Source organism: Corallococcus sp. CA047B (genome assembly GCF_003612065.1).
GTDB lineage: Bacteria > Myxococcota > Myxococcia > Myxococcales > Myxococcaceae > Corallococcus > Corallococcus praedator.
On the sequence record NZ_RAWD01000095.1, the window covers coordinates 17,963 to 28,936 of the forward strand.

6 protein-coding genes and 3 pseudogenes are annotated in these 10,974 nt (G+C 65.3%); 4 read left to right on the forward strand and 5 right to left on the reverse strand.

The genetic code is table 11. The features are described from left to right. The first annotated feature begins 80 nt into the window (after nt 1–80). Nucleotides 81–887, forward strand: a pseudogene (locus tag D7X74_RS16830) (IS5 family transposase). Nucleotides 888–1,006: 119 nt separating this feature from the next. Continuing rightward, nucleotides 1,007–2,584 (forward strand): hypothetical protein, encoded by a 1,578-nt coding sequence (locus tag D7X74_RS16835; RefSeq protein ID WP_120533990.1) that lies wholly within the window; start codon nt 1,007–1,009, stop codon nt 2,582–2,584. Between the two features lie 24 nt (nt 2,585–2,608). Here D7X74_RS16835 and D7X74_RS45270 read toward each other — a convergent pair. After that, nucleotides 2,609–3,354, reverse strand: a pseudogene (locus D7X74_RS45270) (IS5 family transposase). Nucleotides 3,355–3,597: 243 nt separating this feature from the next. On the opposite strand from D7X74_RS45270, the pseudogene D7X74_RS16850 reads away from it, so the two are divergent. Then, nucleotides 3,598–3,843 (forward strand): annotated as a pseudogene (locus tag D7X74_RS16850) (DNA mismatch repair protein MutS); the annotation flags it as partial. 53 nt (nt 3,844–3,896) lie between these two features. Here the strand turns inward: D7X74_RS16850 and D7X74_RS16855 are convergent. Together D7X74_RS16855 and D7X74_RS16860 are read right to left on the reverse strand one after the other, a co-directional pair. After that, complete coding sequence (locus D7X74_RS16855) at nt 3,897–5,069, reverse strand: thiolase family protein (protein ID WP_120533993.1); 1,173 nt, start codon at nt 5,067–5,069, stop codon at nt 3,897–3,899. Between the two features lie 80 nt (nt 5,070–5,149). Next, nucleotides 5,150–7,540, reverse strand: a complete 2,391-nt coding sequence (locus tag D7X74_RS16860) for a 3-hydroxyacyl-CoA dehydrogenase/enoyl-CoA hydratase family protein (protein ID WP_120533994.1) — start codon at nt 7,538–7,540, stop codon at nt 5,150–5,152. Between the two features lie 124 nt (nt 7,541–7,664). On the opposite strand from D7X74_RS16860, the gene D7X74_RS16865 reads away from it, so the two are divergent. Next, nucleotides 7,665–9,419: a M1 family metallopeptidase gene (locus D7X74_RS16865; RefSeq protein ID WP_120533995.1), complete on the forward strand. Its 1,755-nt coding sequence runs from the start codon at nt 7,665–7,667 to the stop codon at nt 9,417–9,419. A gap of 7 nt (nt 9,420–9,426) precedes the next feature. On the opposite strand, the gene D7X74_RS16870 is transcribed toward D7X74_RS16865, so the two are convergent. Beyond that, a complete protein-coding gene (locus D7X74_RS16870; protein ID WP_120533996.1) occupies nt 9,427–10,305 on the reverse strand; it encodes a site-specific DNA-methyltransferase in 879 nt (292 codons plus the stop codon). A 208-nt stretch (nt 10,306–10,513) separates the two neighbouring features. Further along, nucleotides 10,514–10,774, reverse strand: coding sequence for a 50S ribosomal protein L31 (rpmE, locus tag D7X74_RS16875; protein WP_120533997.1), 261 nt, complete (start codon nt 10,772–10,774; stop codon nt 10,514–10,516). Nucleotides 10,775–10,974: the final 200 nt, after the last annotated feature.

Here is a 10,974-nt window from a genome sequence, read left to right on the forward strand (position 1 = left end):
GCCGGGTGGCGATTAACAGCACCTAACGAAAATCAGGGCTGGGCTGGCCGTTGGCAAGGAGCATCCTCAGCTTGAGGGACATGGTCCGTGAACTCATCCCCGACGCCTTCTGGCAGCGCGTGGCGCCCCTGCTGCCTCCGCCTCGGCCGAAGAAGAAGCTGGGCCGCCCTCGTGCGGACGACCGGGCGGCGCTGGAGGCCATCGTCTTCGTGCTCCGGAGCGGCATCCCGTGGGAGATGCTGCCTCGCAAGCAGTTCGGCCTGTCGGGCATGACAGCTTGGCGCAGGCTGGAGGAATGGACCCGGGCCGGCGTGTGGGAACAGTTCCAGGCGCGGCTGCTGGATGAACTGGGGTTGCGAGGCAAGGTGGACTTCTCTCGCGCCTCCATCGACTCCTCGTCCGTGCGGGCGTCAAAAAGAGGGCCCTCACGGGCCCAAGCCCGACGGATAGAGCGAAGGCGGGTAGCAAGCATCATCTTCTCGTAGAGGCCCATGGACTGCCTCTCACCAAGTCAGTGACGGCGGCCAACGTGCACGACACGCACGAACTCTTCCCCCTCGTCGATTCCGTACCCGCGGTGAGGATGCCTTCGGGTCAGCGACGCTTTCGCCCTGCGAAGGTCCACGGCGACAAAGCCTACGCCTCCAGGAAGAACCGACTCGGATTGCGTCTGCGCGGCATTACTCCGCGCATCGCCCGCCCAGGCGTGGAGTCCAAGGAACGGCTGGGACGCTACCGCTGGGTCGTGGAGCGCACGCTGGCCTGGAAGAACCAACTGCGCCGACTTCGCGTCCGTGACGAGCGCAGGGACGATGTCCCACTTCGGCTTCCTCGTTCTCGGCTGCTGCGTCATGCTCTTACGACGCCTCTACCCTGACATTTGTTAGAGGCTGTAAGTTGGTTCGGTACTTGCAGATCAGCTTCATCGAGTTGTGGTAACCTCCGCAGAGGGCTCGAGAGGGGGGCGGGGAACCAGTTCACTGAGTATGCTCTTCGTAGGATCCGCATGAACAACATTGACGTTCTCATAATCACGGCACTGAAAGAAGAACACGACGCTGCCCGCGACGCGGCTCTCATTCGCTCGAAAGACGGCAGCGGGATAAGCGCGTGGGAGGAGCACGACGGAGATACAAACACGCCGTACCTCGTCGGGGATTATGAAGTTTCCGATAGACATACGATCAGGGTCGCGCTAGCGCGCCCTACGAGAATGGGAGGTACAGCAACCGCTTCGATCGCAGCTGGCCTTGCGGAGCGCCTCCGGCCTCGTTGTCTTGCTATGTGCGGGGTGTGCGCGGGAAACCCTGGTGATCTAGCGCTCGGCGACGTAATCATCGCGGAAATGGTGTATGCCTATGACGAGGGCAAACGCAAGCAGACTGGGACTGAGAGTGACCACCGCCAGATTCCTATGCTCGACACTTGGGTGCGAGCGGCACAAGATTTGGTGCCGGATGGTCTGCCGAGTTTTGGTGATGCTTCAGCGCAGGAGGCAGACATTTGGCTACTGGAGCGACTGCTCGCAGGAGAAGACCCGCGGTATCATACAGCCCGCGCTCGCTATTTCCCGCGCGGGACGTGGGGGGAGCGCTTAAGCGCCCTTGAAGCGAAAGGACTGGTATCTCTCGATGGATTGAAACTCTCCCTGTCGCAATCCGGTCGACAGTTCGTTGAGCGTATCCTAGCACTCAATGTGGACGGCCCGGAGAAGCTTCCATTTCGGATCAAGGTTGGGCCGATTGCGAGCGGCAATGTCGTTGTCAAGGACGGGGTTACCTGGGATCAACTCAGGGACTGGGGTGTACGTTCCGTTCTGGGGCTTGAGATGGAAGCTGCCACGATCGGAAGCATCGCGCATCGATTGGGTCTGTCGGGGTGGGTCGTGGTCAAGAGCGTCATGGATCACGCCGATCCGCGCAAAGACGACCGGTACAAGCTTTTCGCTGCCCGGGCGTCTGCGGAGGTTCTGTTCAAGTTTCTTTCGAAGCAAGTCACGCCGCCCGTTCTGGATAAGAAAATAGCGCGCGACGAATCTGGAATCGAGTCAGTGAGAGTTGCGCTAATGACGGTGCTTGAGGGCCGCAATCCAGGAAACGCAAAGAGCGCGGCGGACGAAGCGCGTTACCTTCGAATGACGGCTGAGGCGGTTCGCTCGTTGGCGAATTGTGCTAACGAACTGCATGAGGTGGTTAGTCGCGACGAAGGATATGGAAGTTTTTTTCGTGAGGGATATAATTTTTATGAACTGTCGCGGCGCCTTCAGGATTGCTGCGGCTCGTTGGATGTGTTGCTGGAAGGCACTGCTTGTGGCCCCGAATCCTCTGAAGTTCTTCGTCGTTGGGCTAGTTCTATCCACTTACACCCCGCGACGCTCGTGTCGATCGACCGGTTTCTCGATCGGTATGGGAGGCCTAAAAAGCGCGATTACAACTTAGCCTCTGATTGGCATTGGGATTCAACAGAGAGGTTTGCGCGCACGCTCCACGAGATTCGTTCTGAGCATGCGTCACTTATTCGCATATCATCTCGCCTAGAAATGCATGCAACCATACTTGAGGAGTTCGGACACAGTACCTCCTGAACAAGGCTAGGGGGCTGTCCCTGATTAACGCAGCCAGAGAAGCATGGAGGCGACGTGCAGGACGGCGAGATAGCTGGTCGCCGTCTTGTCGTAGCGGGTGGCGGCAGCTCGAAAGCGCTTGAGGTCGTGGAAGAAGCACTCCACCCGGTAGCGCAGCCGGTACAGGGTCCGGTCCAATGGAAGCGCTCGCTTGCGGCTCGGGTTCGAATGGATGACAGGCTTCATCCCAAGTTTCCGGACGTTGGCGCGGATGCGGTCAGCGTCATAGCCCGTATCCGCGATGAAGGCGTCGCCTTCGGCATGCACCATGAGTTCCTCGGCCATCGTGGACTCGTGCTGCTGGCCAGGCGTCAGCGCGAGGTGGAGCGGCTTACCGCCCGTCGTTGTGACGGCGTGAACCTTCGTTGAAAAACCTCCTCGAGAACGCCCCAGAGCATTGCTTCGGCCCCCCCTTTTCCGCCCGAGGCGTCCTGATGAGCCCGGACGACGGAGGCGTCAGCGAGAGAGCCGAGTTCATCCACGTCGAGCCGTAGCGCTTTGAAAATGGCTTCCCATCTCCCGGCCTGCGCCCAGCGGTGGAAGCGGTTGTAGACGGTCTTCCAGTGGCCGAACCTCTCGGGCAGGTCCCGCCACTGCACTCCCGTCTTCACGCGCCAGATGACGGCGTTGATGAAGTCGCGGTCCCCACGCTTCGAGGGCGGGCCGCCGCGGGAGCCCAGCAGGGGCTTGATGCGGCTCCACTCAGCATCGCTCAGTTCATGTCGGCGCACAGCCAGCGTTGATCATGCCCGACGCTGGCTGGCAACCTCCTGATGCCTCCCGAAGACGGGTCCAGCCCCGATGGTCGATCCAGCAGGTTGAATTTTCGGACCGGAGATCAGGGACAGCCCCTAGACTTGAGGGCTTCCGCGATGCGCGCCCTCTCCGGCTTTTCTACCTGCTTCGCCATGCACGCCAGCGTCGGCAGCGCACGTCACGCCGACAATGCCCCGCAGCACGTCGTTGGCAGGACGATTACGCGGCTGCTGCTCGCCGCCGGCACCTGCGGCGCGGTGACGACGCACGACCTGTCCATGACGGTGCTGGCGGAGGAGAAGGACGCGCACGTGGTCAACGTGCACTTCCGCGACCACCTGGAGGACGGGAAGATGGTGTTCGACTACCGGCTGCGGCAGGGGGTGGTGGACACCACCAACGCGCTGCGGGTGCTGCGCCTGGCGGGCGTCCCGGTACACGACCCGGACGCCCCGGCCTCCTGACATCCTCTTTCGCGCCCCTCGCGTTCAACCGAGGGGCGCGAAGCGGAAGCGGATTACTTCGCGAGTTCCACGAGCGCCGCGGCGCCCATGCCACCGCCGATGCACATGCTGACGACGCCGTAGCGGCCGTCGCGGCGCTTCAGCTCGCGCAGGATGGTGGCCACCATGCGCGCGCCGGAGACGCCCAGCGGGTGACCCAGGGCGATGGCGCCGCCGTTGGGGTTCACCTTGTCCAGCGGGATGCCCAGCTCGCGGATGCAGTGCAGCGCCTGCGCCGCGAAGGCCTCGTTGAGCTCGAAGACGCTGATGTCCTCCACCTTCAGCTTGTTGCGCTCCAGCAGCTTGCGGATGGCCGGCACCGGACCCACGCCCATGATCTCCGGCGGCACGCCAGCGACCACGTAGTCCACGAAGTAGCCCAGCGCCTTGGCGTTGAGCTCCTTCGCCTTCTCCTCGCTCATGAGGACCGCGGCGGCCGCGCCGTCGGTCAGCGGAGAGGCGTTGCCCGCCGTCACCACGCCCTTGGCGTTGAACGCCGGGCGCAGCTTGGACAGGCCCTCCACCGTCGTCTCCGGACGCATGATGGTGTCCACGGAGACGGTCACCTGCTTCGCGACGCCGTCCTCGTCGTACATCGTCGTGGTGACAGGGAAGATCTCATCCTTGAGCTTGCCCTGCTCCCGCGCGGTGGCCGCCCGGCGCTGGCTCTCCGCGGCGAACTTGTCCGAGTCCTCGCGGGTGACGTTGTAGCGGGACGCGATGTTCTCCGCCGTGGCGCCCATGGAGGTGTAGACCTCCGGCAGCTTCTCCATGATCTCCGGGTTGGCGGAGACCTTGTTGCCGCCCATGGGCACCATGGTCATGGACTCGGTGCCACCGGCGATGGCCACCTGCATCATCCCGGACTTGATGCCCTGCGCCGCCTGCGCCATGGACTGCACGCCGGAGGAACAGAAGCGATTGATGGTCATGCCGGGAACGGTGTCCGGCAGGCCCGCGAGCAGGCTGGCGTTGCGGGCGACGTTCATGCCCTGCTCGGCCTCCGGCATGGCACAGCCCATGATGACGTCTTCCACGTCCGACGCCTTCAGGCCGGGGACCTGGGCGACGGCTTCCTTGATGGCAAGGGCCGCGAGCGTATCCGGACGCGTGTCCTTGAACTCACCCTTGTGCGCGCGGGTGAAGGGGGTGCGCACCGCGCTGGCAATCACGACTCGGCTGGACATGTCAGGTGTCTCCCTGCCCGGACAGCGTCCGGGCGTGCTTCGGATTTCGATTCTGGCAACCCATGGGTAAACGCCTCGCGCTAGTTGCGCAGCGGCTTGCCCTTCTCGAGCATGAACATCATGCGGTCCTGGGTCTTCTCCTCACCGATGAGGCTCAGGAACGCTTCCATCTCCAGCTCCAGCAGCTTGTCCTCGCTCACGAGCACCGAGGGGCTGGTGTCGCCGCCGGACAGCACGCGCGCCAGCTTCTGGGCGATCTTCCGGTCGTGGGCGCTGATCTGATTGTTGAGCTGCATGTCGTACAACATCATGTCGATGGTGGCCGCGCCGTTGGGGCCCGGCAGCCGGAAGCGCGTGGGACGCGGCGGGCGGAAGCCGCCATTCGCCAGACCCAGCACGCGCGACTTCGCGTCCGACAGCAGGAAGTCACGGTTGCCCGTGATGCCGTCCTGAGCCGACAGGAAGCCGAACTCGCGCGCCTCTTCCGCGCTCGTCGCCACCTTCGCGGTGCCGATGGCGAGGAACACCTTCTTGAGGAAGGGCAGCGAGTCGAAGTCCTTGTCCGCCGCGTACGCGCCGAACACGTTGCGCAGCAGCATCATGGTGCCGCCGCCGCCGGGGATGAGGCCGACGCCGACCTCCACGAGGCCCATGTACAGCTCCGCGCTCGCCTGCACCGCGTTGCCACCCATGGTGACCTCCGCGCCGCCGCCCAGCGTGAGGTTGAAGGGCGCCGTCACGACGGGCACGGGGCTGTAGCGCATGCGCTGGTTGGCCTGCTGGAACTTGGACGCCATCGCGCGGATGGAGTCGAAGTCCTCGCTCTTGGCCGCCATCAGCATGGCCATGATGTTCGCGCCGGCGGAGAAGTTGGACCCGTCGTTGCCGATGACGAGGCCCTTGTGGTTCTTCTCCGTCTCGTCGAGCGCGGTGTTCATCATCGCGATGATGTCATCGTCGATGGAGTTCATCTTGGAGTGGAACTCCAGCAGCGTGACGCCGTCGCCGGTGTCCCACAGCGTGGCGCTGTCGTTGCCGGTGATCTTCTTGTTGCCGCGCTTGAGGTACTCCACGCGGAAGGTGCGCGCGTTCTCGACGACGGCCTTCTCCGACTTGGACGGGATGTCCCAGTAGGTGTCGCGGCCGTCCTTCACGCCGTAGAAGGACGTGCGGCCCTTGGCCAGCATCTCCTCCACCCAGGCGGCGGGCTTCAGGCCCAGCGCCTTCATGCGCTCCACGCCCTTCTGCACGCCGTACGCGTCCCACACTTCGAAGGGACCCAGGTCCCAGCCGAAGCCCCAGCGCACGCCACGGTCCACGTTGACCACGTCGTCCGCGATCTCCGGGATGCGGCGGCTGGAGTAGGCCAGCACGTCCAGGGTGACGCGCTCGGCGAACGTGCCCGCCTTGTCGGTCGCGTTCATCACGGACGCGACGCGCTCACGGACGTTCTCGATGTCCTTCGCGGCGCCCAGCGAGTCGAAGCGCACCTTGGCCTGGGGCCGGTACTCCAGCGACTTCAGGTCCAGCGCGAGGATGTCCTTGCCGCCCGCGGACTTGTCCTTCTTGTAGAAGCCGCCGCCGCTCTTGTCGCCCAGCATCCCCTTCTCCACCATCTTCTGGAGGAAGTCGGGGATGGCGAAGACGTTGCGCTCTTCGTCGTGCGTGAGCGTGTCGTAACAGTTCTTCGCCACGTGGGTGAACGTGTCCAGGCCCACGATGTCCGCGGTGCGAAACACGGCCGACTTGGGACGGCCCATCGCCGGGCCAAAGATCTTGTCCACCTCTTCGATGGACATCTCCGTCTTGGACATCTCGGAGATGGTCCGCATCATCCCGTACACGCCGATGCGGTTCGCGATGAAGTTGGTGGTGTCCTTGCCGTAGACGATGCCCTTGCCGAGCACTTCCTCACCGAAGCGGTGGATGGTCTTCACCACCTCCGGGTCGGTGTGCTGGCCGGAGACCAGCTCCAGCAGCTTCATGTAGCGCACGGGGTTGAAGAAGTGCGTGACCAGGAAGTTCTTCTTGAACTCCGCGCCACGGCCTTCCGTCATCCCGACGATGGAGAGGCCGGACGTGTTGGAGCTGATGATGGCGTCCTTGCGCGCGTGCTTCTCCACCTTGGCGAACAGGGCCTGCTTGACGGCCAGGTCCTCCTTCACCACCTCGATGATCCAGTCGCACTCCGCGAGCCGGGCGAGGTCGTCCTCCAGGTTTCCCACCTCGATGGCGGTGAACACCTGCTCGGACACGATGGGGCTGGGCTTCTGCTTGCGCAGGTTGGCGAGCGCGCCTTGGGCGAACTTGTTGCGGAACGCCTTGGAGGCGGTGTCCTCCCCCGGTGCGGCCTTGGGGGGAACGATGTCCAGCAACAGGGCGCGAACGCCGGAGTTGGCCAGATGCGCGGCGATGCCGCTGCCCATCACGCCAGCGCCAAGCACCGCCACTTTTCGGATCCGGGTCGTCATCGGAAATTGGCTCCCTTAAGGGAAGTAGGGGACTGCACAAATGTAGGCGATTGACCCGGAAGTCAACCGGCATTGCCGTCGGGTGTGCTCGCCAGGAGGTCGCCTCCCCGACTACAAGTCGGGGATGGCTCGCCTCGACCCGCACTCGTACAACGACAGCACGCAGCCTGAGACGGAAACGCTGGACTGGAAGGCCCGCGTCGATTTCCGGACGCGTCGCCTGCACGCGGAGGCCACGCTGACCCTCAAGGAGGCGTCAGCCGGCCCCCTCGACCTGGACACCCGCGACCTGGACATCCGCGCCGTCGTGGATGCCCAGGGTCGCCCCTTGCCCTACATCCTCTCCCCTCCCGAGCCCATCCTGGGGAGCCGGCTGCGCATCCAATTGCCCGAAGGTCTCAAGCAGCTCACGGTGCGCTACCGCACGTCCCCGGAGGCGAGCGCGCTGCAGTGGCTGTTGCCCTCGCAGACGGCGGGCGGACATCAGCCGTTCCTGTTCAGCCAGTGCCAGGCCATCCACGCGCGCAGCGTGGTGCCGCTGCAGGACACGCCCCGGCTGCGCATCCGCTACCGCGCGTCGCTGCGCGTGCCCAAGGGGCTCAAGGCCGTGATGGCGGCGAGCTTCGTGCGCCGCGAGGAGCACGGCGTGGAGGCGGAGGAGCACTTCGAGATGCCCCAGCCGGTGCCCCCGTACCTGCTGGCGTTCGCGGTGGGCAGCCTCGCGCCCAAGGAGCTGGGGCCGCGCTCGCGGGTGTGGGCGGAGCCGGAGGCGCTGGAGGACGCGGCGGACGAGTTCGCGGGCGTGGACGACATGCTGAAGGCCGCGGAGTCGCTCTTCGGGCCGTATGACTGGGAGCGCTTCGACCTGCTGTTGATGCCGCCCTCGTTCCCGTACGGCGGCATGGAGAACCCGCGCCTGACGTTCCTCACGCCCACGCTCATCGCGGGCGACAAGAGCCTGGTGAACGTGGTGGCGCACGAGCTGGCGCACTCGTGGACGGGCAACCTGGTGACGAACGCGTCCGCGGAGCACTTCTGGCTCAACGAGGGCTTCACCGTCTTCGCCGAGCGCCGCATCCTGGAGGCGCTGGCCGGACCGGAGGTCGCGGCGCTGCACGCGGCGCTGGGGCGCCGCTCCCTGGACGAAGCGCTGCACCACTTCCGCGCGCACCCACAGCTCACGTCGCTGCGCACGCACCTGGCCGGCGTGGATCCCGACGAGGCCTTCTCCCAGATTCCCTACGAGAAGGGCTACCTGCTCCTGCGCGCGCTGGAGGACGCGGTGGGCCGTCCGGCCTTCGACGGCTACCTGCGCCGCTACCTGGCGACGTACCGCTTCCAGGCGCTCACCACGGAGGACTTCATCCTCTTCACGGAGAAGGAGCTGCCGGGCGCGCTGGCGAAGGTGGACGCGGACGCGTACCTGAACCGGCCCGGCGTTCCGCCGAGCGCGCCCCGTCCGCATTCAGCGCGGCTGGAGGCGCTGGAGGCGCTGCGCGGACAGGTGCCGACGCAAGACGCGGTGAAGGACTGGACGCCCACCGAGTGGCAGCTCTTCCTGGAGTCCATGCCGCCGGACACGTCGCTGGACATATTCCGCCAGCTGGACGCGCGCTACGCGCTCACGAAGAGCCGCAACTCGGAGGTGCTGGTGGCGTGGCTGGTGGCGGCGCTGCGGGCGGGCTTCGAGCCGGCGCTCCACCGTGCCGAGGAGTTCCTCGGCGAGGTGGGCCGGATGAAGTACCTGAAGCCGCTCTACAGCGTGCTCGCCTCGTCGCGCGACTACCGCAAGGTGGCGCGCGCCGCGTTCGAGAAGCATGGGGCGCGCTATCACCCCATCGCGCGGCAGGGCGTCGAGCTCATCCTCGCCCGCGCGTGAGGCGGAACTACTTGCGCGCCGCTTCCAGGCGCTTCTTGGAGAGCGCCAGATACTCCGGGTTCATGTCGATGCCCACGTAGCGGTGGCCGTGCTTCAGGGCGGCCACGCCGGTGGTGCCGCTGCCGTTGAAGGGGTCCAACACCAGCGAGTTCTCCGGGCAGCTGGCCTCCAGGATGCGCTCCAGCAGGGCCACCGGCTTCTGGGTGGGGTGGCTGCCGAAGGCCTTCTCCTCGCCACGAGGCGCCGTCTGCGTCCACATGCGGCCGGCGCCGTCGGCGGTGAGCTCCTCGTCACCGTTGCGCGGCAGGGCCCAGACGTCGCGCATCTGCTTGCCGCCGTTCTCCGCCTTCATGCGCTGGTAGTTGAAGACGTGCTGGAGCTTGCCGCCCGTCTTCGGCGAGGCCCAGATGAGCAGCTCCGTGGAGTGCGTGAAGTAGCGGCACGCCAGGTTGGGGCTCGCGTTGGGCTTGTACCAGGTGACGGTGTTGAGCAGCTTGTAGCCCAGCTTCTGCATGGCGAAGCCGGCGTTGAAGATGACGTGCTGGGTGCCGCTCACCCACAGCGTGCCGGAGGGGCGCAGCAGGCGCTGGCAGGCGGCGAGCCACTTCGTCGTGAAGGCGTGGTCCTCCTCCACCCCGCGGGAGACGTCCCACTGGCCCTTGGCCACGGAGACGCGCTTGCCGTTCTTGCAGGTGGTGCCGCCGTTGGACAGGAAGTAGGGCGGGTCCGCGAAGATGAGGTCGAAGGACTGCTCCGGCAGCTGCGCCATCAGCTCCAGGCTGTCGCCCTGGAGGAGCGTGTAGTCCTCCCCGCGCTTCGCGTAGACGCTGTCGTTGAGGGAGCGTCGAACAACCTTCAGGCTAGGGGCAGCAGCTTCCGCGAACATCTCGCCTCCGTCTTCGGACACACGTCTTCGGGACGGGGCGGACTGTGCGGTCAGTCTGCTGCTACGTCGAATTTCTGGCCTGTAGCACCCTGAAACTTGACGTGGCACCAGCGCCAGAAACACCGCGAGCAGGACGGGAGCGCCTCTGTTTCTGGAGGCCCTCCACGACCTGCTCGTGGGCACTGCGAATGTCTGAGCGGAAGCGGCTTTAAGCCTTCTTCTCGGGCTCGGCGACTTCGGTCGTCTTCGCGCCGGTCTTGATGCTGGGCGGGTTGTTCGCGTAGCGCTTCTTGAACTTGTCGATGCGGCCCGCCGTGTCCATCAGCTTGTACTTGCCGGTGAAGAACGGGTGGCAGTTCGAGCACAGTTCCACGCCGAACGAGCCGCGGGTCGACTTCGTCTCGATGACGTTGCCGCACGAGCAGGTGATGCGCGCGGGCGGATAGACGGGGTGCATGTCGGGCTTCATGGTGCTTCTCTCCAGTGCGCCTTGCCCCCACCCCTGACGGATGGGAGGTCCAGCGTTGTAGTTGGGTCGGGGCTTATAACGGCCGGCCCGCGCTTTCTCAAGGTCAGGTGACGTCCCCGGGGCCTCCCCAGAGGGGAACCGGGAGCGGAAAACCAGGTCGCCCGGGGGGCTTGCGGGGGGACGGGCCCTAGGTCGTACCC